The following is a 26,371-nucleotide window of genomic DNA, read 5'->3' as shown; positions in this document are numbered from 1 at the left end:
CCGGGACCAGATCGAGCAGTCCGTCATCGACTCCTCCTCACTCCGGTGCGAACTCTCTTCTTCGCACTCACCGGCCGGACCGGCCGTGCCGTCACCGCCTGAGCGTCCCGAATCTACGTCTTCGATGGCGCGATGGACGTGGGCCCCGGCGCCTATATCGACTACGTGGTGCCCGGAAACATCCTGCTGTGCGCGGGTTTCGGCTCGGCGACCACCGCGGTCGCGCTGTCCACCGATCTGGCCGAGGGCATCATCGACCGGTTCCGCGCCATGGCCATCGCCCGCTCGGCGGTCCTCACCGGGCATGTCGTGGAGAGCGTGCTGCGCAATCTGCTCACCTCCGCGATCGTCATCGGAGTCGCCGTGTTGATCGGTTTCCGGCCCACCGCCGATCCGCTGCGCTGGCTCGCCGTGTTCGGCGTGCTCGCCCTGTTCGTGTTCGCGCTGTCGTGGTTGTCGGCGGCACTCGGCCTGCTGGCCAGGAACCCGGAGGCGGCCAACGGATTCACCTTCGTGTTCCTGTTCCTGTCCTATGTGAGCAGCGCCTTCGTGCCGACCGAGTCGATGCCGACCTGGCTGCACCGGTTCGCCGAGAACCAGCCGGTGACACCGGTGATCGAGACAGTGCGCGGACTGCTGATGGGTACCCCGATCGGTGACAGCGCGCTGCTGGCCGTGCTGTGGTGCGCGGGGATCGCGCTGGTCGGATTCCTCGCGGCCGGTGCGCTGTTCCGGCGCCGCACCAGCGTCTGAAAACGACACGGTCGTCGCAACCTCTCAGTTGAGAGTGTTGCGACGACCGCCGGAACTTGACCGAATCGCACGGCTCCTTCGGCGCGTGGCGTCAGTCCGCCGATTCGGTGCGCAGCCCCTCCGGCACCGGTGCCTGGGCGGGCTGCATCCCCATCGGGATCCCGGTACCGGGCAGGGCCGGCGCGGCGGCCGGGGTCTGCGGGACCGCGGGCGCAGGTACGAGCGGAAGCGGATCTTCCTGTGGCGCATCGCCGTACAGCTGAGTGGGATAGCCGAGGGGGAACTGCGACGGGTCGACCAGTTGAGGGTTCGGCGACACCGACTCATACGGTGCGGTGTCGGCGGGCCCGCCCGCCGGACCCACCTGAAGACCGCCGCCGGCCGCCGCCCCGGTCTCCGGCGCGCCGGTGTCCGCGATCTCCTGCACAGCGGGCGACGGCGGCGCGGCCGGATCCGCCTCCGGCTCCGATGACACGGCGGTGTTGTCCACCGCCTGCGGCCCGCCGTTCATCACGGCATAGGAACCGCCGGCCACCAGACCGCCTGCCAGCAGGCTCGCGGCCGCCGCGACCAGCGCGGTCCCCCGCTTCGACTGCGGGGCAACCGGGACCGGCGCCTCGGTGACATCGCCGAGCGCCACCAGCGCGGCACCAGCGGCGGGGACGAACGGCGCCAGCCTGCACGGCAGCACCGGCACCCCGAACCCGGCGGCCGCCTCACGCACCGCGGACGACTCCGCCGACGATCCGACCAGCACCACCGCGGCGGGACGCACCCCGGCCGCGTCGAACTGGTCCCAGGCCGCCGACACGCCGAGACGCAGAGCATCGGGTGTGGGGGCACCGGTCTGCGCCGAGGCCGCGAGCACCCGGTGCCTGCCCGGATCGAGCAGGGTCATCGCCTGGTGGCCCGGCACCGCCTCGTAGACGAGGAGATTGTCGAACTCGTCGAGCCAGGTCATCGCGCCCGCGACGAACAGGTGCGCCGACTTGGCCGAAACCAGCGAGGCGGTGCGCCACGGCGTGCCGGCCAGCCGGGTGACGATCGCGCGGCGTTCGACCGCATCGCGGTAGCTCACTGCGACACCGGCGATCTCGTGCTCGTCGGCGAGCTCGGCGGCCATCGAGTCCAGCGCGGTCTGCACGGCGGCGGCCACCTCGGCCTTGCCGTCGGCACCCGCGCGGACCGTGCGCCGCAACAGCATCCGGTCGGTGAGCGTGGCGCCCGATTCGGCGAACGCCACCGCGTGCGCGGCGCCTCGCTCGGTGCTGACGCCGAGGGTGATCACAGATCCTGCAGCCACAAATCTTGCCTTCCCACGGGGGCTGATCACTTCGCGGTAGGTCGGTGCGGCGAGAGGTCGCCGCGAATAAGCGTGCGGATGCAAGCACGCTCATCTGATGATTCGTCACCATCCTCGGCGTGGATGGGAGGAAATTCCCCCAGTTGTTGACACGCTGCCGGTAGACCGGTGCCGCCGCCCGGTGTATACCGCTAGCCTGGATGGGTGGAGGTACACGCGCAGACCAGGTCGAAGCATCCCCGGCTGGATCCTGCGCTGGAGTTGCAGGACGATCCGCAGGAGCTGATGCCGCGCAAGCGGCCGACCCAGGAACGCAGCAAGCGCAAGTTCGACGCGCTGCTGCAGGCCTCGCGAGAACTGCTCGTCGAGGTGGGGTTCGAGTCGTTCACCTGTGAAGAGGTCGCGCAGCGGGCCGAGGTGCCGATCGGCACGCTCTACCAGTTCTTCGCCAACAAGTACGTCATCGTGTGCGAGCTCAATCGGCAGGACCTGGTCGCGGTGTCGCGCGAGCTGGCCGACTTCCACGGTGAGATCCCCTCGCTGGACTGGCTGCGGCACATGAACCAGTTCGTCGACCACCTGGCGAATCTGTGGACTACCGATCCCTCCCGCCGCGAGGTGTGGCTGGCCATGCAGTCCACCCCGTCCACGAGGGCCACCGGCGCGCTGCACGAGAAGGAGTTCGCCGAGGTGGTCTCGCAGATGCTGCGGCCGCTCACCCCACGCACGCCGCGCGCCCGGCGCACCATGATGGCCGAGGTCCTGGTGCACGTGGTCTATTCGATGCTGAACTTCTCGGTGCAGGACGAACAGACCAACGCGGAGGCCGTCGCCGAGCTCAAGCGCCTGATGGTGGCGTATCTGCTTGTGGCAGAGAAGGAATCGCGGCAGTCCCGGACCACCGGGACCGCGGCCGACGACATCTAGCCACCCGCACAACGCAATCGGCAACCCGCGGGAGGACTCCCGGCGGGTCGCCGATTGCGCGTTCTGTCGTTGCGTCAGCTGGTGCCGACACGCCCCTCGATCAGGTCGGCGAGTTCGCCGGGGTCCTCCAGCACCACCATCGCCGCGGCGGTGTCACCGTCGTGAGTAAGTGACAGGTGCACGCGCGCACGTGGCAGGAATTCCGCGGCCAGGCCGTGCAGTTTGATGCTCGGCCTGCCCCAGGCGTCGTTCACCACCTCGATCAGCGGATACGGGTTGTCCCCGATCTGCGGGCTGCGCGCGAAGCGAGACGATGCCCAGGCCTTGAGCACCGCCTCCTTCGCGGCCCAGCGTGCGGCGAAGCTGCGGGCGGGGTCGGTCTGCTTGCTCTGGCAGTAGCGGCGTTCACCGGCGGTGAAGCTCTCCCTGAGCATCGTCGTCCCCGACCGTTGCAGCTGTTCGGCGAACTCGGAGATGGTCACCAAGTCCAGGCCGATACCGAGAATCGTCACAGACTCCGAGCCTACGACGCTTCGGACGGCTGCGGAGCGGAACCGGGCTGCCCCGCACCGCAACCCCAGCCGTTCGCCCGGTACCGACCGTCACTGTCGAGCCGGGCCTCCGGCGAGAGCAGCATGTCGGCCTCGAGCTGACGGACCTGCCCGGCCGGGGTGCCCTCGGCGCCGAGCCGCCGGTCGGCCGGCTTCTCGTACAGCGCGGTGCCGCCGCACATGGCCTCGGCGAACCGCTGCCTGCCCGCCAGCTGACGTGCCTGCGCCCGGTCCTGGTAGTCGGCCCGCGCGGCGGGCTCGAGCGCAGCCAGGAACGCCTGCGGATGCACCACCGCGAGCAGCCCGGACACGTGCCCGAAGCCGAGCGAGGTCACCAGACCTGCCTTGAGCGCGAACTTCTCGCCGAAGCGCAGCGGTTCGCGCGCCCACACCAGGTGCGGGTAGGCCCGCATCTTCTCGTCGACACAGTCCAGACTCCGGTTCGGCGGCACCACACCGTTTTCCAGCACCTGGCACAGGCCGATGAGCTGGAAGGCCGCCGCGCCGCCCTTGGCGTGGCCGGTGAGGCTCTTCTGCGAAACCACGAACAGCGGGGCGCCGTCGGTGCGGCCGAGCGCGCCGGCGAGACGCTCGTGCAGCTCCGATTCGTTGGGATCGTTGGCCGCGGTGGAGGTGTCGTGCTTGGAGATCACCGCGATGTCGTCGGCGGTCACGCCCAGCTTGCGCAGTTCGGCCGCCAGCCGCGAACCGCTGCCGCCACGACCGGCGCCGAGCGCGCCGAGACCCGGCGCCGGGATGGAGGTGTGCACGCCGTCGGCGAAGGACTGGGCGAAGGCGAGCACGCCGAGCACCGGCAGGCCCATCTCCGCGGCCACGTCACCGCGGGCGAGCAGCACGGTGCCGCCACCCTGCGATTCCACGAACCCGCCACGACGGCGGTCGTTGGCACGGGAGAAGTACCGGTCGCTGATGCCCTTGGCGCGCATGGCCGCCGAGTCCGCGGTGGCCGACATGTCACCGAAGCCGACGATGCCCTCGATCCCGAGATCGTCGTAGCCACCGGCCACCACGACCTCGGCCTTGCCGAGCCGGATCTTGTCGACCGCTTCCTCCACCGACACCGCCGCCGTGGCACACGCCGCGACCGGGTGCACCATGGCGCCGTAGCTGCCCACGTAGGACTGCACCACGTGCGCCAGCGCGACGTTGGGCAGTGCCTCCTGCAGGATGTCGTTCGGGCGCGGCTCGCCGAGCAGGTTGTCGACGTAGAGGGAGCGCATCGAGGACATGCCGCCCATGCCCGTGCCCTGGGTGTTGGCCACCAGGCTCGGGTGTACCCAGTTCATCAGCTCGTCGGGGCTGAAGCCAGCGCCGACGAACGCGTCGACGGTGCAGACGATATTCCACAGCGCGACCCGGTCGATCGAGGCGGCCATATCGGCCGAGACACCCCAGATGGTGGGGTCCCAGCCGGTCGGGATCTGGCCACCGACCACCCGTGAGAGCTTCGCCTTGCGCGGCACCCGGATCTCGGTGCCCGCCTTGCGGGTCACCGTCCAATCGCCGGAATCCGCGACCGGGGTGATCACCGTGTGCTCGGGATCGGCGGTGTGGAAGGCCCGCGCCTCCGCCTCGTTCGCGACGGTGAAGCTCAGGTCCTGATCGAGGAAGACGGAGGTGAGCAGCGGAGCGGCGTTGTCGATCATGGCCGCGTCGTCCTCGTAACGGCGGACACCGCAGCGCTCGACGACGGTGTCGTGGTAGCGCTCGGCGATCTCGGACTCCGGCACGAAGTCACCGGATTCGACCTCGTACCAGCCCGGCTTCGGGTCGTTCTCCCAGCGGATCAGCCCGGTGGTCCAGGCCAGCTCGAGCACACCGGCGGCCGACAGCTTGTCCTCGACCTCCATCTCGAAGCGGGTCCGCGAGGACCCGTACGGGCCGAGCTCGGCCGCGCCGACGATCACGACCATGTCGCTGAGATCGGCGGTGACGGTGCCCCATTCCGGCACCGGCAGTGCCGAGCTCAGGGTGGGCGGCGCGGGCAGTGCGGCGATGGTCGCGGCGGTGACCGCCTCGTCCTCCGCGGCGGCCGCGGCCTCGGCCGCCTGCTTGGCCAGCGCGGGCAGGTCCAGCTTGGCGCGGGCGAGACCACCGGTGAGGTCGATCTGCTGCGGACCGGTGACGGTCACCTGCCGGGCCCGCGAGGTGCACCACTTGAGCAGCTCGTCGGCCATCTCGGCGGTCGACCAGGTGTGCACGCCCGCCGCTTCCACGGCCTCGACCATCGGGTCGTTGTGGCCCATCAGCCCGGTGCCGCGCACCCAGCCGATCAGCGCGTGCACCAGCGTCACCCGTGCGGCCCAGGACTTCTCGGCCTTCCACTTGGCGACGATCGCGTCCAGCGCTGCCTTGGACTCGCCGTAGGCGCCGTCACCACCGAACAGGCCGCGGTTGGGCGAACCCGGCAGCACCACATGCAGTTTCGCGTCCACATCGTGGTCGGCGCCGAGCGCGGACAGGCCGCCGATCAGGCGTTCCACCGACCACAGCAGCACCCGCATCTCCATTTCGGCGCGGGCACCCGCGTCGGCGAGATCACCGGCGACGCGCGGCGCCGCGAACGGCAGCAGCAGCGTCGGGGTCATGGCGTCCTTGGTCTTGATCTTGGCGCCGCCCGCGTTGTCGACCTGTTCGGTCCCGACCCAGTCGATGAGCGCGTCCAGGTCCTGATAGGAGGCCATATTCGCCGGGACCACCCACAGCGCCGCGCCGTGGCGGGCGTTGTCGCGGTAGAGCGTGCGGTAGAACTTCAGCCGCTCGTCGTCGAGCCCGGAGGTGGTGACCACCACCGTGGCACCGCCCGAGAGCAGCTTGCCGGTGACCGCGGCCGCGATGGAGCCCTTGCTGGCGCCGGTGATCACGGCGACGTCGTCGGACCACAGGCCGGGGCCGGTGGTGTCGAGGGCGGCCTCCGCGATCTTCGCGTAGACCCCCGCCAGCACCGAGCGCGCCTCGCTCATGGCCCGTTGCCGCCACCAGTTCGCCTGCGCGGCAACGGCTTCACCCGCGCCGACGTAGCCGGCGATCGACTGCTCGGCGGTGGCGGCGTCGTCGCCGAGCCACATGGTGGCCAGATCCTCGCGGGCGGTGGCCCAGCGGTCATCGATCAGGACCGCCTTGCGGGCGTCGAACGCGGGGGCGACCAGTCGCGGCCAGTCGCTACCGAGTTCGGCCGAGACCAGGTCGACCAGGGTGTCCGGGGTGGCCTCCGGCGCGGAGACCTCCTCGCTGAGGCCGAGCTGATCGAGGATCACCCGCGCCGCGGTGGCGAGCACGCCGTCGCGGCCGGTGATCTGCTCGGTGAACTCGCCGAGTGCGGCCGCGTCGACGGTGCCGCCGGACGCGCCACCCGCCGCGGGCAGCGAGACCGCGACGCCGCGACGCGCGGCGACCGCCTGCACGGCCGCGTCGATGGCGGCGTCGACCGAGGCGGCATCCGACAGCGCACCGCCGACGAGGCCGCCGAGGTCACCACCGCGCACGCTGGCGCCCTCGCGGGTGCCGAGGGAGACCTCGGCGGTGACATGGCTGACCCAGCCCTCGCCCAGCTCCCAGGTCTTCTTGACCCGGTCGGCGATGGCGGCGGGCCGCTTGCCGGAGGGGCCGAAGACCTTGCGCAGGTGGTCGCCGATGGCGTCGGTGAGCACGGTGCCGAACGGCTTGTAGGTGCGGGCCAGCCGCTCGACCGTTGCCGACAGCGCGCCCATGTCGGCGTCGGCGGCGCCGTCGATGGCGCCGAGCGAGAGCTCGGCACCGAGGTCGACGAGCAACTGGTTGCGGCGCGAGGACACACCGTCGCAGAGGCCCTCGATGGTGTCGACCGCGCCGATCTGGTCCAGCCGCAGCTTGGTCCACAGCGCGATGAGCACGCGGGTGGCGTCGGCGGCGGTGAAGGAGATGTCGTCGGGGCGCGGACCGCCGGTGGCGACCGGGGCCGCGGCGACCGGCGCGGCGGGCGCGGCAGCGGCGGCGGGCGCCTCGGCCGGGGTCTCGGCGATGTCGTCCTCGACCGGCGCGGGATCGGTGTCGGTCGCGTAGACGACCGCGGCGTCGCGCTCGACGTTGACGACCTCGACCGTGGCCCCGCCGAACGCGGGCAGCTTGAGCGTCTGTGAGGCCAGGTTGGCCACCGTCGGGGTGGCGCCGAGGCCGATCTCGACGAACCGCTCCACCCCGAGACCACCGTGCGCGGGGTCGGTGAACAGCAGGTCCTGGGTCTCGATCCAGCGCACCGGGCTGGCGAACTGCCAGGCCAGCAGCTCGATCAGCACCACCCGGCACAGTTCGGCCTCGCGCTGCGCCCAGCTGTCGAAGTCGGCGAGCACCGCGGCCAGCGGCTCCGACGGCACCAGTTCGGCGATCTCGGTGAGGAACTCACGCTCCAGCGAGAACGGGCGCGGCACCAGGTTCGGGATGTAGCGGCCTGCCAGCACCTCCGGGTGCACCTCGGCGGGCAGCAGTTGCTCGAGCTTGTGCCGGAACTCCGGGACACCGTCGCGCAGCACGGTGGAGTGGAACGGCACGTCGATGCCGGGCACCAGGATGAACGCCCGCTTGCCGCCGAATTCGGCACGGCGACGGTCGATCTCGGTCTCCAGCGCCTCCAGTCCGGCGACCGTGCCCGCGATCGCGTACTGCGAGCCGCGCAGGTTCAGGTTCACCACCTCGAGGAATTCGCCGGTCTCGGCGCCGATGCCGTTGACGAAGTCGATGACCTCGGCATCGGGCAGGCCGATCTGCGACGGGCGGATGGCGGCCATCCGGTAGTCGCTGCGGCCCTGCGCATCTCGCGGAACCAGCTCGTGCATGGCCGAACCACGCTGGAACACCACCTCGAGCACGGCCTCCAGCGGCAGCACCCCGGCGACCGCGGCGAGCGCGTTGTACTCACCGACCGAATGGCCCGCCAGCATCGCGCCCTCGACGAAGGCGCCTGCCTCGCGCAGCTCGGCGACCTGGGCCACACCGAGGGTCGCCATCGCGACCTGGGTGAACTGGGTCAGGTGCAGCACACCGTCCGGGTGCCGGTGTTCGACACCGCGGGCCTTGAGGTAGGTCGGGTTGTCGCGCACCACCGCCAGGATCGAGAACCCGAGGGCCTCGCGGGTGTGCGCGTCGGCACGCTCCCAGACCTTCTTGGCCGCCTTCGAGCGGGTCAGCGCGTCCAGACCCATCCCCTTGCGCTGGATGCCCTGGCCAGGGAAGGCGTAGACGGTCTTCGGGGCGGCGGTGCGCCCGGTCGCGGTCATGACGAGGTCACCATCGACGCGGCAGGAGACCTCGACGATCTCGCTGCCCGCGTCCACCGCGATCCGCTCCACCCGCACGTCCACGGTCGCGCCGGGGCGCACCATCCCGAGGAACCTGGTGGTCCATGCGGTGAGAGTGCGTGCGGGAACGGAACTTTCGGGATCCACGGCGACGACCGCGTGCTGGGCTGCGGCCGAGAGCCACATGCCGTGCACGATCGGGCTCCCGAGCCCGGCCAGCTTGGCGGCGGCGTCACAGGTGTGGATCGGGTTGTGGTCGCCGGAGACCGCGGCGAAGGCGTGCATGGCGCGCGGGGCGGCCATGCGCACGTCGCGGCGACGGCGGCGCGGGGTGTCGGTGGCGGCGGCGGAGACGGCACCGGCGGCGCGCGGCGGATCGGTGAGTTCGCCCGCGCCGTTGCGGCCACGGATGGCGAAGCGCTCGACCAGGCGCGCCAGCGGGGCCGGCTCGAGCCCCTGATCGAGGATCAGCCCCACGGTGACGCCGACCTCGACGACCCGGCCCATGTCGGTGTCGAGCACCGCGCCGCTCTCGGCGCGGACGACGAGAATGCTGGTCTCGGTGGGCAGTTCGTTCAGCAGTTCGATCTGGTGGTCCAGGTGGACCAGGTCGAGCATGCCCTCGATGACCGAGCCGCCGTTGCCGGTGCGGGCCGCGCCGAGCACCGCGAACACCGCGGGCCAGCAGGCGCCGACGAGCACGTCGGGCGCGGTGCGGCCGAGGGTGCTGAGCGTGGCGGGCAGCCCCGACCCGGTGACACCGGCGTGGTCGGCGACCAGGTCCGGGGTCCAGGCCAGGTTGAGATGGGCGGCACCGGCCTTCACCTCGGGAAGCGCCTGGCCCGCGGCCACCCCGAGCAGTGCCGACATGGCGGTCTCGGCGTCGGCCTCGGTGATCACCGGCGCGCCACCGGAGTACACGCTCACCGGAACCGTGATGCGGATCTTCACCGCGTCCCGGCCGAGCAGCGGCACGCTCAGTTCGACATAGCTGAAATCGGCTTCGGGACCGGTGGTCTCGGTGAGCGTGGCCCCGGTGCCCTGATGCACCGCGCTCCCCTGCTCGACGATCCACTCGTTCGCGGCACCGAGCCGGTGCACCGGGTTGACGGTGGTGCGGCCCGCCCACTGCACGTCGGGGGCGGCGAGCACGGTGTCGATCGGTCCGGTCACCACACCGGCCACCCGGCGCGCGTCGACCGGGGCCGGCACGACACCGGCCCGGACCAGGCTGTAGGCGGTGTCCTGCTCGAAGCGGTCGAGCAGTTCGCCGACCGGCTCGTCGACCCTGGTGATCCCGGCGACGGCGACGGTGCCGGGGATGACGCACACCTGATCGGCCGAGTAGCGCGGATCGTGGGCCTGCCACAGCGAATCCGAACGCCACCAGCGGCGCACGTCGGCGTCGACCACCGGAACGAAGTTCACCGGCTTGCCCGGCGTCTTGCACAGCGACACGAAGAACGGCACGTCGGCCGGGTGCAGCACGGTCTCGGCGACGGCCGGGTACTGCTTCTTCAGCGCGCACAGCGCCTGCACCGGCTGCTCGAAGGCCTCGTCGTCGGCGAACAGCGTCTCGATCTCACCGCTGTCGGCGGGATGCAGCCTGGCCTCGGTGCGCCGCATCATCTCCGCGAACCGGTCGCGCCAGGTGATGTCGAGCCACAGCGAGCGGGTGGCGTCGATGATCGCGTCACCGATATCGCTGCCGCAATCGAAGGAGATCGGGACCTCGCTCGACACGGCCAGCGACACATAGCGTTCCAGCCACTGCTGGTAGGTCATGGTGGCGACATCGCCGAAGTAGGGCTTGGCGGTGGCATCCAGCGCCGCGATGATCTCGGCGCGCCGGGCGGCGACGGCCTCGGCGTCGCCCGCGACCTCGTCGAGCAGGCGGCCGGTGCGCGAGGCGGCGTTGTCGATCTCGTGGATGTCGGCACCGAGCTGGCTGCGGCCCGAGGCCATACCGCCGCTCGCGGTGCCCGCACCGACCCAGTCGGGGGTGCCCGGTGTGTCGACGAGCAGCTGTTTCACCTCGGGCGCGGTGGTGGCCTCCAGTGTCGCCATCGCGGCGGTGCCGACGAGCACGCCGTCCAGCGGCATCACCGGGTAGCCGTGCGCGGTGGACCAGGTGCCGGTCAGGTAGTCGGTGGCGCGCTCCGGTGTGCCGATGCCGCCGCCGACGCAGACGACCACGTTGGCGCGGCCGCGCAGTTCGGCGTAGGTGGCCAGCAGCAGGTCGTCGAGGTCTTCCCAGGAGTGGTGCCCGCCCGCCTTGCCGCCCTCGATGTGCATGATCACCGGGTAGTCCGGCACCGCGTCGGCGATCCGCAGTACGGACCGGATCTGGGCGACGGTGCCCGGCTTGAACGCGACGTGGCTGATCCCGGCCTCGGTGAGCTCCTCGATCAGCGCGACGGCCTCGTCCAGCTCGGGGATGCCCGCGGTGACGATCACGCCGTCCAGCGGCGCGCCCGCCGCCCTGGCCTTCTGCACCAGACGCTTACCGCCCAGCTGCAGCTTCCACAGGTACGGATCGAGGAACAGCGAGTTGAACTGCACCGCGCGGCCCGGCTGCAGCAGCGTGCGCAGCTCGGTCATCCGGTCGGCGAAGATCTGCTCGGTGACCTGCCCGCCACCGGCCAGCTCGGCCCAATGGCCCGCGTTGGCCGCCGCGGCGACGATCTTGGCGTCGACGGTGGTGGGAGTCATGCCCGCCAGCAGGATCGGCGAACGCCCGGTGAGCTTGGTGAACGCGGTTTCGACCACGATCCGGCCGTTGGGCAGGCGCACCGGCTTCGGCGCGAAGGCCGACCACGGGGTCGACGGCTCCGGCGCCGCGCCCGGGGTGAGCAGGCTGCGCTGGCCGGGACGGGTGGCCGCGGCGATCACGCCGACGCCGGTGCCCTTGAGCGAACCGCCGGTGATGCGGGAGAGCAGGTCGCCGGGGCCGAGATCGAGGATCCACTCGGCGCCCGCCTCGACGACCTCGTCGACGGTGCCGACCCAGTCGATCGGATCGACCAGCACCCGCTGGGTCAGCGTGGCGGCGAACTCGGCGTCCAGCTCGCACTGGCGGGCCCAGCCGGTGACCAGGTCGACGGTCTCGGCCAGCGCGGGGTGGTGGAAGGCGACGTCGACGGCGATGTCCTCGAACACCGGCGCGAATACCGCACCGCCGCGCACCTTGTTCTCGCGCTGCTTGGTCTGTTCGTCGTGCAGCTGGGCGCACCTGGCCCGGACGCGGTCGATCTGCGCGGGCGTGCCCGACAGCACGACCCGCCTGCGGCCGTTGCGAATCGACACCACCGCGGCGGTCGCGGGATCGACACCATCGGCGACCTCGGCCACGATCGCGCGCAGTTGGTCGGGATCGACATTGGATACGGCCACCATCGGCGAGCGATCGCCCACCGGCATCAGCCCGCGCCTGCGCGCGACCAGCCCGGCCGCCGCGCCGACCAACTGGGCGATGGCGAGCAGCTCGGCGTCGCGGGCGCCACCGGCCTCGACCGCGGCGGCGGCGAACAGGCCCTGCGAGTGGCCGACGATCGCGACCGGCGGCTGCTCGGCCGTGTCGAGCCCTTGCAACCGAAGCGCCCTGGTGGCCGCCAGCTGCGCCAGCAGCACGCCGGGCATCGACACCGCGGCCGAGCGCAGCACCGCGTCGGCGGGCACCGAAGACGGCTCCTCCGGCTCGTCCAGCTCACTTTCCAGCATCCAGCCCATCGGGTCGAAGCCACCGGGACGCACCACCAGCAACTGCGCCGCAACCGGTTCGATCAGCGCCGCGGCCTCGTGCACCAGGGCGGTGAGCTCGGACTCGAGCGCGCTGTCACGCCCGATCTCCTCCAGCTCGGCCAACCACTGCGCACCCTGCCCACCGAACGCCAACGCGTAACCCACCCCGTCGCGCAGCTGCTCGAGCAGCGACGCGCGGACACCCGTCGTCCGGCCCCGACCATCAGCTTTCGCGGTCGCCCCACGGCCCATCTCGGTGCTCTCGTTGATCGTCAAGACGCTCGACTTCCTTCTCCTGGCGCTCCGCCCACCGACGGACCGCACACGTATCCGGCAGCCCCTCGGGCCTGTTGGCAGCCACGATCGCACAAAATCATGAGGAAAGCCTCACGTTTACCTGCCGCTCACCAGCTACCCCCGAGTATTTCTGCACGCCCGTACCAAATCTTTCTGAAACATGACCCTCCCTCATGTTTGAACCCGCAGGTGAGGCCTGTTACTTCGCTTCGCAAACATGAGTGGCCCTCATATTGAGGGTTACCCAATCGTTATAATCCCAGGTCGTGTTACCCACGAGTACGCCACGCCGCCCCCACGCTTCGCGTAGCCGGATTTGCCCGGTAGAGTTTGGACGGTCGTACACATCCAGCGCGAGTGGCGAAATTGGCAGACGCGCCAGATTTAGGTTCTGGTGTCCACGGACGTGGGGGTTCAAGTCCCCCCTCGCGCACAGATTCCTGGCGGCAGCGTCATCTCAGGGTTCCTTCGTGTTCGAGTGCACTCGTACACGAAGGAGTTACGCCGCACACGTCTCTGACCTGCGCACTACATGCTTCGAGAGTGGCTGGTTCGCCACTTTCAGCCCTACTGAGGGCACTTCACCGCGTCCGTCGGCGGCGGGTGATCACGGGTGATCGAGCCGATCATCCCCCGCACCAGACCGCGGGTTCTTCCGCGTCCCGTTACGCTGGCGACGCCGCGTCCGCTCGGGGCGACCGGGTGTTGCCGGTCGCTCACCGGGCCCGGTGTCGCCTGTCGCTCATGCCGTTCGCGCATCGGCGTATCACACCACCGGTCCGAATCACCATCGAGGACGCGACCGTCGACGAGAGTCCAGTCATTGTCGTGCGGGTCCACGAGTACGACCGGTCGGCCAAACCATGCCGGGTATCCGCAAGTGGAACCGCATACCTGCGCGACTATGACGGCGACTTCGCCATGTCAGAGCTCGAAGAACAAGCCTTCCTGGCATCGAGGCGACCGCCGTTGTTCGACCGCGCATCGGTTGTCGGCGCAACCCGGGCAGATCTGGACGGCGATCTCGTCCGCGAGTTCCTCCGCTCGGTACGCGACCGCGATCCGCACGGGCTTGGACGGTTCACCGAGGACGATGAACTACTCCTGCGTGCCGGTGTCGTGGATTCGGAGGGCGTCCCGACGGTAGCCGGGATACTGGCGATGGGACTGTATCCGCAGCACTGAACGAGACCGAGCAGCGGATCTACGATGCGCTAGCCGCCCGGCCACTCAGCGTGAAAGAACTCGAAATCGAGCTCGGACTGTCCGGCCCGAACATCCGCAAGGCACTCCGCAGCCTGCGCGCTGCCGGCCTCGCCGAGCAGGAGGGCGGCCGCGGCAAACCAACGACCTATCGCCGCCATGCATCCTGATCGCCAGCCGGTGCCCCGGGTGGGCACCAAACCGCACCAGGCACGCAAACGCCCGACAGTCGCTGTGGCACTACGCCGATGCCAAGTCGGAGTATCGCTCGCAGTATCTCGAACGGGTCGAATCACGGTATGCCGATACCGATCTCGCTCGGTTCCACTACACCGTCAGCGGGGCCGGGTCGCCGGTGGTGCTGGTCGCTGGTGGTGCGCTCTGGGGATACTCGTGGCGGGAGGTGACCCGGCGGCCACCATCGGCTGCTCGCCGACTTCTCGAGCTGAACAGCCGCGGCAGGAATCGCTGGCGTCGGTGTCCTCGTCGGCGGACCGGATTTGCCCTCGGTGGTCCCGCGATTCGACCATCAGCGCGTCGAGCATGTCCCGGATCCGCGTGAGTTAGGCGATGTGCTCCGAGAGCCGGTCGCGTTCCCGCTGCAACCGCTCGAGGGCAGCGTCGGCGTTCCGCAGACCGGGCACATCGACGCACGGCAGCACCTCGGCGATAGCGGCTGGACAGACCCTGCGCGAGCATGCCGACGACGCGGCGCAGAGCCCGCTGGACGGTGCCGCCATCTGCACGGACGGCGCCTGCGAGATCCGGCCGTGACGATCCGGCGAGTGCGCCGGATCGTGGCGCGACCGGGCGCGACACGTGCTGAGGATCGTTGGTATCAGCGGACGGGTCGGCCAGACTGATCCTGGCCGCATCGACCTTCGACAGGTATGGCGGGTGGCCGGTAAGCATCGGACCGACAGCCGACTCACAGCGAAGGAAACGCGATGGTCCAGGGCTTTTCCAGAGAACCAGGAACTCACGGCCCTGTCGCCGAGGTATCACCCGCCGGCCTGCGCAAGATCTGGCTCTGGGCCGGTGCCATCGCGATGGGCGGATTCCTGTTCGGCTTCGATACCGGGGTCGTCTCCGGCGCGCTGCTCTACATCAGACAGGATTTCAACCTCAGTTCCTTCGAGCAGGGCAGCGTGGTCAGCGTCCTGCTCGTGGGTGCCGTGGTCGGCGCGATGTCCTCGGGCGATATCTCCGAACGCATCGGACGGCGGCCCACCCTCGGCCTGATCGGCGTGGTGTTCCTCGTCGGCACGTTGATCGTGACCATCTCGAACGGCTACCCCGTTCTCCTGGCGGGCCGCATCGTGCTCGGGCTCGCGGTCGGCGCCGCGTCGGCACTGGTGCCGGTATATCTGTCCGAGATCTCACCGACGTCGATCCGCGGACGGCTGCTCACCCTCAATCAGCTGATGATCACGACCGGTATTCTCGTCGCCTACCTGGTCAACCTCCTGTTCGCCAGTAGTGGGAGCTGGCGGTCGATGTTCGCCGTCGGCGCGATCCCCGGCGCGCTTCTCGTGGTAGCTGCCCTCTGGCTGCTTCCCGAGTCGCCGATGTGGCTGATCACCCACGGACACCAGGACAAGGCCCGCGAGGAGATCGCCGGTGTCACCGACGCGACGACAGCCGACACCCTGGTCCAACGCGCCGAACAGCGCATCGCCGAGAACCGCGCCAAACAGCAACGGGCGGCGGCGGATCGGCAGAAACCCGGCAAACGGCTGCTGGCCCCCGATGTGCGGCCCGCCCTGATCGTCGGGCTCACGCTGGCCGCGGTGCAGCAGTTCGGTGGCATCAACACGATCATCTACTACGCCCCGACGATCATCGAGCAGACCGGGCTCAGCGCCTCCAACTCCATCTTCTACTCGGTCGCGATCGGCGTCATCAACCTGGTCATGACCCTGGTGGCGATCAAGGTGGTCGACCGGGTCGGCCGCCGCCCGATGCTCTTGGTCTCGCTGGGCACGATGGCGGTCTCGGTCTTCCTGCTCGGCCTGGCGTTCGTGGTGGGCATGAACTCCGAACTGACGCTGCTGTTCATGGTCGTCTACATCGCCGCGTTCGCCGGTGGCCTCGGTCCGGTGTTCTGGACACTCATCGGCGAGATCTTCCCGCCCGCTGTGCGAGCGGAGGGATCGAGTGCCTCGACCGCCGTCAACTGGGTCTCCAACTTCATCGTCAGCCTCGCGTTCCTTCCGCTGGCCAGCTTGCTCGGCCAGGGCGAGACCTTCTGGATCTTCGCCGTGATCTGCGTGTTCGCGTTCTTCTTCGTCGGTCGCTACGTACCGGAAACACAGGGCAGGGACGCCGAGCAGATCCAGGAATCCCTGCAAGCCCGTTTCGGGCATGCGTCAGAACCGCAGCACGATGAGGACACCGGCAGCGGTACGGCGAAGCACTGATCTCGGCGAGGTTCTCCACGCACAGCCAATCCACCAGGCCAGAGCGACGAACTCGAAGGTAGGCGGTCACCGTGAGCGAGATCCCCATCCCCCCATCCGAACTCGAACGCTCCGACGCACTCGTCCTGTTCGGCATCTCCGGCGACCTCGCCAAGAAGATGCTGCTGCCCGCCCTCTACCGGCTCACCGAGGCGGGCAAGCTCGGCGTCCCCGTCATCGGCGTCGCCGCGACCGACTGGGACGACACCGCGCTGCGGAAGCACGCTCGCGAGTCCCTGGTGGCCGCCGGAACGGATATCGATGAGGAGGTCTTCGCGCGCTTCGCCGCCGGTCTGAGCATTGTCGGCGGCGACTTCACCGACGACGGCCTGTTCGTCCGGCTCCGCGACGCGGTGGCGAAGTTCGGGTTCGTCACGCACTACCTGGCCATCCCACCGTCGCTGTTCACGACCGTGGCCGACGCGCTCGCGAAGGCCGGGCTCAACCAGAACTCCCGGCTCGTCGTCGAGAAACCCTTCGGCCACGACCTCGACTCCGCCCAGGCGCTCCAGGACGCCCTCAGCAAGGACTTCGACACGAACCACCTCTTCCGCGTCGACCACTTCCTCGGCAACTCGGCGGTGGAGAGCCTGATGGTCGCCCGGTTCGCCAACACGCTCCTCGCGCCCCTGTGGCACCGTGACCACGTCGACAATGTGCAGATCACCCTCGCCGAGGACTTCGACGTCGCCGACCGCGGATCCTTCTACGATGCCGTGGGCTGCCTACGCGACGTCGTCCAGAACCACATGCTGCAGGTCCTCGCCTACCTGGCCATGGATCCGCCGAGCTCGAACAGCGCACTCGCCCAGGGCCTGGAGAAGTGGCGGGTACTCCACGCCGTGCGCACGATGGACCCGGCCGACACGGTCCGTGGCCAGTACGACGGTTATCTGGACGTCGACGGCGTGGCACCGAACTCCACCACGGAGACCTACTTCGCCACCCGTCTCCACGTCGACAACTGGCGGTGGGCCGGTATCCCCTTCTACCTGCGCAGCGGTAAGGCGCTCGCCGTCTCGGCGACCGAGGTCATCGTCGAACTCCGTAAGCCGCCGGTGGAACTGTTCGGTGGCACCTATGCGAAGCACCCACCCAACATCGTCCGTTTCCGCGTCGACGGCGACGTCGGCTTCCGCGTCGACCTGTTGGTTCGTGGCGGCGATGAGGCCGGTGACCCACCGGTCACGGTGCCGGTCGGCGTCGACTACGAGAAGGTGGTCGGGCGGGTGGCACTGCCCTACGAGAACATCCTGCACGCGGCCGTCGCCGGTGACGCCTCCGCCTTCGCCTTCTACCCCGCCATCCTGGAGTGCTGGCGCATCGTGGCCCCCGTCCTCGCGCCGTCCGAGCCGCCACTCGTCTACCAGCGAGGCAGCTGGGGCCCCGACCCGGCCGCGCAGCTGCCCGGCGCACAGGGCTGGCACCAGCCCGGACCGTACCTGTTCGACAGGACGGAATGAGGCTCTCCTGCCGCGGCGCCGCGCCCCGACCACCGACCGCGACGGCCCGCAGATCGCCGCGGGCCGCGGAATAGGGTCGCCCGGATGACCGCGGCCGAACGCGCCGTCACAGCGGTTTCGAACGCAGGCAGGCGGGTGGCCGACGGACTGTGGCCGGTGACGCAGCAGGCGGTCGCCGCGACGGTGTCCTGGCAGCTGGCCGTCGGCGTCATTCACCATCACGATCCGATATTCGCGCCGATCACGACGCTGATCGCGCTGAACACCGACCGCGGCGGACGGGGTAGCAACGCGGTGCGATTCATCGTCGGCGTCCTGCTCGGGCTGCTGGTGGCCGACCTGATGGTCGCGATATTCGGGCGCGGATACGCGGCGATGGGCTCGGCGGTGCTGCTCGCGCTGCTCGCCGTGCTGGCGATCAACGGCGATCGGCTCACGATGGCGCAGGCCGGGGTCAGCGCGATCATCGTGGCCTCGAGCGGCAACGTCGCGGGCGTCAACCGAGTCCAGGACGCCTTGCTCGGCGCCGCCGTCGCGCTCGTCGTCAGCCAATTGCTGTTCCCCGCACACCCATTGGCACTGCTGCGTCGCTCGGAGGCGGCGATTCTCGCCGAACTGGCCCACGCCCTGCAACTGACCGCGCAGTCCATGTCCGCCCCGCGCAGCGAGCCGCTCGCCTCGAACGACGGGGCGCTGCGCGCGGTGTATACCGAACTCGCACGGCTGGGCGACGCGCGTGACAGCGTCGCGGCGGCCGTCACCCGCACGCCGTGGTGGTGGAGCGGACGGCGGGCGGTGGAACGAGAAGGCCTTGCCGCGCGTCATCTCGACGTGCTCGGCAACAGTTGCCTGTCACTCACCCGGACCACCGCCTTCCTCACACCCACCGAGCAACGCCAGCTCGCACCCGAAGTCCGCAGGCTGGCAATACTCCTGGGCACACTCGCCGCCGCACCCGGCAGCAACCGAGCCCGCCAGCGAGTCGCCGACACAGCGATCGGCCTCGCCCGACGCGCTGATACCGGTGCCGGCTGGTCGGCGATAGCCATGGTGCTCTTCGACATCCTCGTCTTCGCCGGAGTCAGCAGCGAAGACGCGGAAGCGATCCTGCGGAAGGAAACCACTGCGGTGCGGGTCGCGCCGGTGCCGCGAATCCCCGGCATCTTTCCACCGAACCGCAAGAAGAACGGCTCGCCTAGTCGATAGGCGGAAACTCCTGAATGCAGGCACCGATCACCCCCCCCCAGGCACTCGGGTCCTCCCGGCATAGCGAGACTATCGGCGCGACCGTGTTTTCCGCACAGCAGCATCGGGAGTCCCGAGGAGGCAGCTATCCGCGGACCCGCCCGCTCAGGGGCAGGACCTGCGGAATGACTTCGGGGTTCACGTGGCCGACGATGCCACCGATGACAGGCACCGACGGCCGCATGGGGAAGTACGCCGAGGACAAGGCAGATCGGGTAGACCACGGGTGGATCCGAACAAAACTCGGCGATGGCGGCGCCGTAGGTGTCGGTCTGGACAGCCACCGTGGCGGCCGGCTGAAGCTGCCGGCCGGCGGCATCCGCCGACGCGACACCGCCACCAGCGAAGGTGACCGCCACAACCACCGGCAGTGCCTCCGTCCACAAGCGTTCGGCCACGATATTCCATCGACAGGTGTGATACCTGGCGGTATCATGGATCCATGGCCATGACACTGCGGTTGTCCGAAGAGCAAACAGACGCCCTGCGGCGCCGCGCAGAGGCCGAGCACACGTCGATGCAGCAGATCGCCCTGGCCGCCATCGACAACTACATCAACCAGCCCGCGGAGCCGAGCCGACGGCGCGCTGTGCCGGTCGACGAGTTGTTCGCAATGTTCAGCGAGCTGCCACCGATGGATCTCGATCGATTCAGAGCAGACCAGGACGAGCACATCGATGGGTCCGCCCACTTCGATGCCTACCTCCGAGCCGCACAGCCCGGAGAAACGGAGTGACCGCCAAGCATCTGCGTGGTCTCGCCGATACCAACATTCTGATCCATCTGGAGCGGCTACCCAAGAACGAACTTCCCGGCGAGCTACTGACCAGTACCGTCACCTTGGCCGAGCTGTCCGCTGGTGTGCACCAGACCGACGATGCGGTGGAACGGGCGCGGCGGATCGCTCGCCTGCAGCGGACCGAGGCCGTATTCGACCCCTTGCCGTTCGACGCGGAGGCGGCGCGTCAGTACGGCCTGATCGCCGCGGGTGTCGTTGCTTTCGGTCGCAAACCTCAACGACGCGAAGCAGACCTGATGATCGCGGCAGTGGCCGCGGCCCGACGGCTTCCGTTGTTCACGACCAATCCCGATGATTTCAAGGGCACCGAAGGTGTCGTCACCGTAGTACCGATACAACGGCCCTGAGGGATCGCGCTACCGCCGCTCGGTGAGCACGCTCGCAGCAGCTCAGATCATCCTTCCAGCCCAGCGACCGGCACCTCGAGTTGCATCGCGAGCGCTCGCATACGTTCGACAGCGAGCACGCGGCTGCCGGCGAGCCGGTAACGTCCTTTGCTTTCCTCGACCGCACCAACGAACGGCGATGCCGGCAAACGCAGCGCCTCCATGATGATGTCGTTGCCTGCCCCGAGCTTGCGGAGGTCTCGGCGTAGCTCGCCCGGTCCGAGCCAGCCTCCGGGATACATCGGATCCTCGTCCTGTATCTCGAGGTCGAGTTGAGTGATAACCGCGTCGAGGATGGTCGCCAGCCGACGACGCACCTGATGACGATCTGCCAACCTGATAGCAAGACTCCCAGCGCGACTGCGATTTTCGTCGAAGTCGCACCGGGAGTCCCGAGCTGGGCAGTTGCCTGCCGACCCGCCCGCTCAGGGCAGGACTTGCGGAATGACCTCTGGATTCGCGTGGCCGACGATGCCGCCGATGACGGCGCCGACGGCCGCGTGGGGAAGTACACCGAGGAGGAGGCAGATCGGGTAGCCGATGCCGAGCACGATCACGGAGGGCAGGCAGTTGACCAGGGTGGCAAGGGCGCCGATGCCAGCGCCTGCGAGAGCACCGTTGACAACGGGGTCGGAGTTCTCCGCTTTCGGATCGGTCGCGACCTCGTGCAGCTGGTTCTCGATCACATTCGAGACCACGGGAGCGGCAGGCTCCGAGACAGCGCCTTCGTTCGAAATCTCGGCGACCGGCGAAACCGAAACCTCGGAGTCGTGCGAAATCGTCGCCGCCGCCGACGTGGGGGCTCCGAACGAAAACTCGGCGATGGCGGTTCCGTAGCCCTCGCCCTGGACGGCCGACACGGTGGCCGGCGGCGCCTGCCGATCGACAGAGGAATCCGCCGACGCGAGACCACTACCAGCGAAGGTGACCGCCACAATTACCGGCAGCGCACCGAGAAGCATATTGCGAGCTGAACGCATGAACATTGAGTTCCCTCTCGACTATTTGCCCCCCAACCCGGACCAATCGAATGTCGACGGGGATATTAGTAATGACTTCTCGATATCGAGGCAACTTTTGTGATCTATTTCACATTGACAGTTTGAGACCAATCCGAGTGATGTCTTCGCAAAGAGTTGATGACTATTCCGCCGGCGGTATCGTGCCGACCGAGAACCAGTTTCGCGGTATGTATTCGATCGCATTCGAATACTCATTTCCGAACTACGTCAACCAGCCGGCGGAACCCGGTCGGCGGCGCGCAGTGCCGGTCGACGAGCTGTTCACCACGTTCGGTGACCTACCACCGATGGATCTCGATCGTTTCAGGGCCGACCAGGACGAACGCATCGACGGGTCCGGCCCTTCCTCCGAGCCGCGCGGCCAGGAGATGTGGAGTGACCGCCAAGCACCGTAGTCCCGGTACAGCGCCCGTAAGAGCAGCTGCGGTTCGGCCGAATGGCGCCGTGCGCGTGGACGAAAACCGCCGGAGGAAGTCGAGCAGCCGCGTCGGGTATCGCGTCGACGGTGCACTACAGCGCAGCTGACAGGGTATTTTCGCGGTGTCGGTACCGGCTCAGAACGCGAGTAGTCAATGACCGATCCGGCCAGAATCATGGAGGCATGCGCAACACCGAACAGCACCTTCGACAGGGTCAGATCTCCGCCGACGAGCTGCACGCCACCGGTTCCGGGCTCGATTCCGCTGGGCGGCGGGTCATCGCGGCGCTGGGGGTCGTCCGGATCGGCTGGGGCACCATCACCGCGTTGGGCTCGGCGCCGGTACATCGCCTCGGCGGTATCGGATACCCAGGCCCCGACGGTGGTATGTGGGTCAAGGCCTTCGGGGTGCGCGACGTCGTGCTCGGTGCGGCCGCGCTGCATTCCGACGACGCGGTGCGGCGCGCGACCAGGAAGGCGGGGATCGCGATGGATCTGTTCGACGCGGGGGTCGTGGTCTTGGCCGCCAGGCAGGGCCTGCCGCGCCGCGCGGCGCGCATCGGGGTGGCGATGGCCGGTGGTGCCGCGGTCTTCGCCGCCGTCGGCCCGAGTGTGCTGCGCGGAATCGAGGCCCGACGCACGCCGTGACAGACGGGACGAAAAACTCTCTGCTTCAAACACTTTCAACGAAGCGACGCGCCGATCCCTACAGTGCTACGTGCTAGTGTGCGGGCCGTCGGCACGGTTTGCGTGCCGCACAGACAGATGGGAGTTATCGGTATGGGTGTCAGTTTGTCCAAAGGCGGCAACGTTTCCCTGACCAAGGCGGCGCCGAATCTGACCGCCGTCGCGGTCGGACTCGGCTGGGACCTGCGGACCACCACGGGGACGGACTTCGATCTCGACGCCAGCGCGATCGCGCTCGGCGCGGACAAGAAGGTGGTGTCGAGCGGACACTTCGTGTTCTTCAACAACCTGAAGTCGCCCGAGGGCGCGATCGAGCACGCCGGTGACAACCGGACCGGCGAGGGCGAGGGTGACGACGAGGCGATCAATGTCGACCTCGCCGCGACCCCGGAAACCATCGACTCCATCGTGTTCCCGGTGTCGATCTACGACGCGGTGAGCCGCAGCCAGTCCTTCGGCCAGGTCCGCAACGCCTACATCCGCGTGGTGGACCGCAGCAACGGCGAGGAACTGGCGCGCTACGACCTCTCCGAGGACGCGTCCACCGAGACCGCGATGGTCTTCGGCGAGCTGTACCGCAACGGCGCGGAGTGGAAGTTCCGTGCCATCGGGCAGGGCTACGCCACCGGCTTGGAAGGTATCGCACGCGATTTCGGCGTGAACCTCTGATCGACTGTCCTGTCCGCGCTGCCCGCGGCGCGGACAGGACCCGCCGCGGCGCGGTGGCCCACCCGCCCGATCACAGCACGGGAATGTCGGGCGGGATCTGCAAGGCGATGGAGATGAGGGTGTGTACGCGGGTCGCGACGACCGCGAGCAGCCCCTGCATGGCTTCGGGGGCCGCTTCGGCGGCGGTGTGCAGGCTTTTCATGTCGTCGTCGATCCGCTCCAGGATCGGCCCGACTTCACCGCCGTGACCGGCGAGGCCGCGCGCGATCTCCTCCAGCGGGATCCCTTGCGCCTCCAGGCTCTTGACGAGCTGGATGCGGGCGGCGTCGGCCGGGTCGTACAGCCGGAAGTTGCCCGTGGTGCGATCGGCCGGGGTGAGGAGACCGAGGCTGGTGTAGTAGTCGACGGTTCGCGTGGAGACCTCGGCGCGCACGGCCAGCTCACCGATCCGGATCGGCGCTTCGGTCATGTCGGCGCCCTCCTTCTCTCCCCGCGCGACACCTGTTCGGGACACGTCAGCCTAACGGTTGACCGGCGCGGCGACGGACCGCGCGTCCACCACCGACCATGGCACGCGCGACCACCGACGCCCAGCTCCGCGGATGAGTTCGTCTGGGCCGTAGACAGAGTCGGCGAGCACAGAACCCTACAGTGCCACGTGCTAGTCTGGCGCGCATGCCGGATGGTGCACCAGACGAGGAGAGCTCTCGCTCGGCCCGTGCGAAACGACCGATCGATAGACCGAACACCGACGTCGGAGGCGAGAGCACCCGGTGCTGACCGTACTGAGTATCCTCGCGGGCGTCGCGGTCGTGCTGCTGATCACCGCGTTGACGGGATACTTCGTCGCCCAGGAATTCGCGTACATGGCCGTGGACCGGTCGCGCCTCAAAGCGCGTGCCGAATCCGGTGACGCCGCGTCCGCACGAGCGCTGACCGTCACCCGACGGACCTCCTTCATGTTGTCCGGAGCGCAGCTCGGCATCACCGTCACCGGACTTCTCGTCGGCTATGTCGCCGAGCCACTGATCGGACGCGGCCTCGGCGAGCTGCTCGGCGGCGTCGGTATCCCCACCGCGGTCGGCGTCGCCATCGGCACCATCGGCGCGATCGCGTTCTCGACCGTGGTCCAGATGTTGTTCGGCGAGCTGTTCCCGAAGAACCTGGCCATCGCCAGGCCCGAGCCGGTGGCCCGGTGGCTGGCCAGGTCGACGACCGTGTATCTGCGCGTATTCGGCTGGCTGATCTGGCTGTTCGACCAGTCCGCGAACGTGCTGCTGCGGGCGCTGCGGATCGAGCCGGTGCACGACGTGGAACACTCGGCGACCCCGCGCGATCTCGAGCACATCGTCGCGGCCTCCCGCGACACCGGCGAGCTGCCGCGCGAGCTGTCGACCCTGCTCGATCGCATCCTCGACTTTCCGTCCGAAACCGCCGAGCACGCGATGATCCCGCGCGCCCAGGCGGACACCGTCGGCATCGACGAGCCCGTCACCCAGGTGCTCGCGCGCATGGCGACCGGCCACACCAGGTACCCGGTGACCGGCTCGAGCAGCGACGATCTGCGCGGCGTCATCCATCTGCACGACCTGCTCGGCGTCGAGCCGACCGGCACCGCGCAACAGTGGATGCGCCCCGCGGTACTCGTGCCGGAGTCGCTGCCGTTGCCAGAGGTGGTCACCCGGCTCGCGGCGGCGAAGGAGGAGATGGCGCTGGTGGTCGACGAATACGGTGGTTTCGCCGGCATCGTCACCGTCGAGGACATCGCCGAGGAACTGGTCGGGGAGATCGCCGACGAGCACGACACCGAATCGGGCTTCGAGGCGATCACCGAGGGGGAAGGCTGGCTGGTCGCGGGCGATCTGCATCTGGACGAGGCCGAACGGCTGCTGGAGCTCGACCTACCCCGCGGCGACTACGAGACCATCGCCGGCCTGATCATCAACCTCGCCGGCGGCTTGCCGAAGGTCGGGGACCGCGTCGAGATCGCGGTGCCGCCGCACGGCGCGGACTTCGCCACCGATCGAGAACCCGCGCCCCGCGCGGTGGTCGCCGAAGTGCGAGCGATCGGTAAGCACGTGCCGTCTTCGGTCCTGTTGACCGTCGGATCCGAGCGAGGTGGTGACACCGATGAGTAATCCCTGGGTTGTCGTCGCCGTGACGATCCTGCTGATCGCGGCGAGCGCGTTCTTCGTCGCGGTCGAGTTCGCCCTGATCGCGGCCCGCAAACACCGGCTCGAGGACGCCGCACCGCACAGCAGGTCGGCCCGCGCCGCCCTGCGCAGCGCGGCCGAGCTGCCGGTACTGCTCGCCGGCTCCCAGCTCGGTATCACGGTGTGCACGCTGGCGCTGGGCGCGGTCACCAAACCCGCTGTCCACCATTGGCTCACCCCGATCATCGAGCATCTCGGCGCACCGCTGTGGATCGCCGACGTGGCGGGTTTCGTGCTGGCGCTGATCATCGTCACGTTCCTGCACCTGGTGGTCGGTGAGATGGCGCCCAAGTCGTGGGCGATCGCGCATCCGGAGCGGTCGGCGATCCTGCTGGCGCTGCCGATGCAATTGTTCATGACCCTCACCCGGCCGATCCTGACCGCGCTCAACAACGCGGCGAACTGGTGCCTGCGCAAGGTCGGAGTCGATCCGGTCGACGAAGTCGACGCCGGCCAGAACCCCGCCGCGCTGCGCCACCTGGTCGAACACTCCGCCACCGTCGGCACCCTCGACGAGCGGTACCGCGGCAACCTGACCAGCGCACTGGAACTGGAACAGCTGACCGTCGGCGACATCGTCCACCGCGACGCCACCCCGAGCGCGGTGCCACCGGAGGCGACGACCGAGGCGATCCAGACGACCTCGCGGGCGACCGGACATCTACGGCTGCTGGTGCGCGACGACGACATCCGCGGTGTCGTCCACGTCCGCGACAGTCTGGCCGCGGCCCCCGGCACCGCCGCGCGCGAATTGATGCGGCCGGTCCTGGAGCTGACGACCACGGTGCCGGTCTACGAGGCGCTGCGCACCATGCGCGAAACCCGCAACCATCTCGCCCTTGTCACCGCGCCGGACAGCCGCGAACTGCTCGGTCTGCTGACCATCACCGATCTGCTCGAACGGCTGCTGCCGTCGACCACGACCTCGGGCACGTAGGCTT

At 69.1% G+C, this 26,371-nt stretch carries 20 protein-coding genes, 1 tRNA gene and 1 pseudogene; 16 read left to right on the top strand and 6 right to left on the bottom strand.

Features of this window, described 5'->3' with window-relative positions:
• Nucleotides 1-111: 111 nt before the first annotated feature.
• A pseudogene (locus ACFOW8_RS20700) lies at nucleotides 112-753 on the top strand (ABC transporter permease); the annotation flags it as partial.
• Nucleotides 754-844: 91 nt separating this feature from the next.
• Here the strand turns inward: ACFOW8_RS20700 and ACFOW8_RS20695 are convergent.
• The gene (locus ACFOW8_RS20695; RefSeq protein WP_378552688.1) at nucleotides 845-2,056 is read right to left on the bottom strand and encodes a hypothetical protein; all 1,212 of its coding nucleotides are present in this window, start codon (nucleotides 2,054-2,056) and stop codon (nucleotides 845-847) included.
• Nucleotides 2,057-2,341: 285 nt separating this feature from the next.
• On the opposite strand from ACFOW8_RS20695, the gene ACFOW8_RS20690 reads away from it, so the two are divergent.
• Entirely contained in the window at nucleotides 2,342-2,983 is a 642-nt protein-coding gene (locus tag ACFOW8_RS20690) for a TetR family transcriptional regulator (RefSeq protein ID WP_378553174.1), read from the top strand.
• A 74-nt stretch (nucleotides 2,984-3,057) separates the two neighbouring features.
• Here ACFOW8_RS20690 and acpS read toward each other — a convergent pair whose 3' ends face one another.
• The gene (gene acpS, locus ACFOW8_RS20685; protein ID WP_378552687.1) at nucleotides 3,058-3,495 is read right to left on the bottom strand and encodes a holo-ACP synthase AcpS; all 438 of its coding nucleotides are present in this window, start codon (nucleotides 3,493-3,495) and stop codon (nucleotides 3,058-3,060) included.
• A gap of 11 nt (nucleotides 3,496-3,506) precedes the next feature.
• Entirely contained in the window at nucleotides 3,507-12,845 is a 9,339-nt protein-coding gene (locus tag ACFOW8_RS20680; protein ID WP_378552686.1) for a fatty acid synthase subunit beta domain-containing protein, read from the bottom strand.
• A 372-nt stretch (nucleotides 12,846-13,217) separates the two neighbouring features.
• Between ACFOW8_RS20680 and ACFOW8_RS20675 the strand changes: the two genes are divergently transcribed.
• The 9 genes from ACFOW8_RS20675 to ACFOW8_RS20635 all read left to right on the top strand — a co-directional run bounded on the left by ACFOW8_RS20675 (nucleotide 13,218) and on the right by ACFOW8_RS20635 (nucleotide 20,382).
• Nucleotides 13,218-13,299: transfer RNA gene (locus tag ACFOW8_RS20675), tRNA-Leu, on the top strand.
• A gap of 311 nt (nucleotides 13,300-13,610) precedes the next feature.
• Nucleotides 13,611-14,051 (top strand): AlbA family DNA-binding domain-containing protein, encoded by a 441-nt coding sequence (locus ACFOW8_RS20670; RefSeq protein WP_378552683.1) that lies wholly within the window; start codon nucleotides 13,611-13,613, stop codon nucleotides 14,049-14,051.
• Nucleotides 14,048-14,239 carry a helix-turn-helix domain-containing protein gene (locus tag ACFOW8_RS20665; RefSeq protein ID WP_378553172.1) on the top strand — a complete coding sequence of 64 codons (192 nt, stop codon included), beginning with the start codon at nucleotides 14,048-14,050 and terminating at the stop codon, nucleotides 14,237-14,239. The genes ACFOW8_RS20670 and ACFOW8_RS20665 overlap by 4 nt, the downstream gene beginning before the upstream one ends.
• Nucleotides 14,240-15,016: 777 nt before the next feature.
• Nucleotides 15,017-16,489, top strand: coding sequence for a sugar porter family MFS transporter (locus ACFOW8_RS20660; protein WP_378552682.1), 1,473 nt, complete (start codon nucleotides 15,017-15,019; stop codon nucleotides 16,487-16,489).
• A gap of 71 nt (nucleotides 16,490-16,560) precedes the next feature.
• Nucleotides 16,561-17,991, top strand: coding sequence for a glucose-6-phosphate dehydrogenase (gene zwf / locus ACFOW8_RS20655; RefSeq protein ID WP_378552680.1), 1,431 nt, complete (start codon nucleotides 16,561-16,563; stop codon nucleotides 17,989-17,991).
• A gap of 84 nt (nucleotides 17,992-18,075) precedes the next feature.
• Nucleotides 18,076-19,197: an FUSC family protein gene (locus ACFOW8_RS20650; RefSeq protein WP_378552677.1), complete on the top strand. Its 1,122-nt coding sequence runs from the start codon at nucleotides 18,076-18,078 to the stop codon at nucleotides 19,195-19,197.
• 200 nt (nucleotides 19,198-19,397) lie between these two features.
• A complete protein-coding gene (locus ACFOW8_RS20645) occupies nucleotides 19,398-19,688 on the top strand; it encodes a hypothetical protein (RefSeq protein ID WP_378552676.1) in 291 nt (96 codons plus the stop codon).
• Nucleotides 19,679-19,972, top strand: coding sequence for a hypothetical protein (locus tag ACFOW8_RS20640; RefSeq protein WP_378552674.1), 294 nt, complete (start codon nucleotides 19,679-19,681; stop codon nucleotides 19,970-19,972). Before ACFOW8_RS20645 ends, ACFOW8_RS20640 begins: the two co-directional genes overlap by 10 nt.
• Complete coding sequence (locus ACFOW8_RS20635) at nucleotides 19,969-20,382, top strand: type II toxin-antitoxin system VapC family toxin (protein ID WP_378552673.1); 414 nt, start codon at nucleotides 19,969-19,971, stop codon at nucleotides 20,380-20,382. The genes ACFOW8_RS20640 and ACFOW8_RS20635 overlap by 4 nt, the downstream gene beginning before the upstream one ends.
• Before the next feature lie 47 nt (nucleotides 20,383-20,429).
• Here the strand turns inward: ACFOW8_RS20635 and ACFOW8_RS20630 are convergent, their stop codons facing one another.
• Entirely contained in the window at nucleotides 20,430-20,738 is a 309-nt protein-coding gene (locus ACFOW8_RS20630; RefSeq protein WP_378552671.1) for a hypothetical protein, read from the bottom strand.
• Nucleotides 20,739-20,846: 108 nt separating this feature from the next.
• Nucleotides 20,847-21,407 carry a hypothetical protein gene (locus tag ACFOW8_RS20625; protein WP_378552670.1) on the bottom strand — a complete coding sequence of 187 codons (561 nt, stop codon included), beginning with the start codon at nucleotides 21,405-21,407 and terminating at the stop codon, nucleotides 20,847-20,849.
• A gap of 134 nt (nucleotides 21,408-21,541) precedes the next feature.
• Here ACFOW8_RS20625 and ACFOW8_RS20620 point away from each other — a divergent pair, with 134 nt between their 5' ends.
• The 3 genes from ACFOW8_RS20620 (at nucleotide 21,542) to ACFOW8_RS20610 (ending at nucleotide 23,217) form a co-directional block, all read left to right on the top strand.
• Nucleotides 21,542-21,838: a hypothetical protein gene (locus ACFOW8_RS20620; RefSeq protein ID WP_378552668.1), complete on the top strand. Its 297-nt coding sequence runs from the start codon at nucleotides 21,542-21,544 to the stop codon at nucleotides 21,836-21,838.
• Nucleotides 21,839-22,044: 206 nt separating this feature from the next.
• Entirely contained in the window at nucleotides 22,045-22,509 is a 465-nt protein-coding gene (locus tag ACFOW8_RS20615; protein WP_378552666.1) for a hypothetical protein, read from the top strand.
• A 132-nt stretch (nucleotides 22,510-22,641) separates the two neighbouring features.
• Entirely contained in the window at nucleotides 22,642-23,217 is a 576-nt protein-coding gene (locus ACFOW8_RS20610) for a TerD family protein (RefSeq protein WP_378552664.1), read from the top strand.
• Nucleotides 23,218-23,287: 70 nt separating this feature from the next.
• On the opposite strand, the gene ACFOW8_RS20605 is transcribed toward ACFOW8_RS20610, so the two are convergent.
• A complete protein-coding gene (locus ACFOW8_RS20605; RefSeq protein ID WP_378552662.1) occupies nucleotides 23,288-23,686 on the bottom strand; it encodes a MerR family transcriptional regulator in 399 nt (132 codons plus the stop codon).
• 304 nt (nucleotides 23,687-23,990) lie between these two features.
• On the opposite strand from ACFOW8_RS20605, the gene ACFOW8_RS20600 reads away from it, so the two are divergent.
• The gene (locus ACFOW8_RS20600) at nucleotides 23,991-25,355 is read left to right on the top strand and encodes a hemolysin family protein (protein ID WP_378552659.1); all 1,365 of its coding nucleotides are present in this window, start codon (nucleotides 23,991-23,993) and stop codon (nucleotides 25,353-25,355) included.
• A complete protein-coding gene (locus ACFOW8_RS20595) occupies nucleotides 25,348-26,367 on the top strand; it encodes a hemolysin family protein (RefSeq protein ID WP_378552656.1) in 1,020 nt (339 codons plus the stop codon). Before ACFOW8_RS20600 ends, ACFOW8_RS20595 begins: the two co-directional genes overlap by 8 nt.
• The last annotated feature ends 4 nt before the right edge of the window (nucleotides 26,368-26,371 follow it).

It is taken from the genome of Nocardia rhizosphaerae, assembly GCF_042650365.1.
Classification (GTDB): domain Bacteria; phylum Actinomycetota; class Actinomycetes; order Mycobacteriales; family Mycobacteriaceae; genus Nocardia; species Nocardia rhizosphaerae.
This window is presented reverse-complemented; position numbering and strand designations above follow the sequence as displayed.

Bases quoted from the DNA above. Each gene is read 5' to 3' on its own strand.
- ACFOW8_RS20690 (WP_378553174.1), top strand. From the start codon at position 2,342: ATGCCGCGCAAGCGGCCGACCCAGGAACGCAGCAAGCGCAAGTTCGAC.
- ACFOW8_RS20670 (WP_378552683.1), top strand. From the start codon at position 13,611: ATGCCGTTCGCGCATCGGCGTATCACACCACCGGTCCGAATCACCATC.
- ACFOW8_RS20660 (WP_378552682.1), top strand. From the start codon at position 15,017: ATGGTCCAGGGCTTTTCCAGAGAACCAGGAACTCACGGCCCTGTCGCC.
- ACFOW8_RS20650 (WP_378552677.1), top strand. From the start codon at position 18,076: ATGACCGCGGCCGAACGCGCCGTCACAGCGGTTTCGAACGCAGGCAGG.
- ACFOW8_RS20645 (WP_378552676.1), top strand. From the start codon at position 19,398: ATGACAGGCACCGACGGCCGCATGGGGAAGTACGCCGAGGACAAGGCA.
- ACFOW8_RS20640 (WP_378552674.1), top strand. From the start codon at position 19,679: ATGGCCATGACACTGCGGTTGTCCGAAGAGCAAACAGACGCCCTGCGG.
- ACFOW8_RS20625 (WP_378552670.1), bottom strand. From the start codon at position 21,407: ATGTTCATGCGTTCAGCTCGCAATATGCTTCTCGGTGCGCTGCCGGTA.
- ACFOW8_RS20620 (WP_378552668.1), top strand. From the start codon at position 21,542: ATGTCTTCGCAAAGAGTTGATGACTATTCCGCCGGCGGTATCGTGCCG.
- ACFOW8_RS20615 (WP_378552666.1), top strand. From the start codon at position 22,045: ATGCGCAACACCGAACAGCACCTTCGACAGGGTCAGATCTCCGCCGAC.
- ACFOW8_RS20610 (WP_378552664.1), top strand. From the start codon at position 22,642: ATGGGTGTCAGTTTGTCCAAAGGCGGCAACGTTTCCCTGACCAAGGCG.
- ACFOW8_RS20605 (WP_378552662.1), bottom strand. From the start codon at position 23,686: ATGACCGAAGCGCCGATCCGGATCGGTGAGCTGGCCGTGCGCGCCGAG.
- ACFOW8_RS20595 (WP_378552656.1), top strand. From the start codon at position 25,348: ATGAGTAATCCCTGGGTTGTCGTCGCCGTGACGATCCTGCTGATCGCG.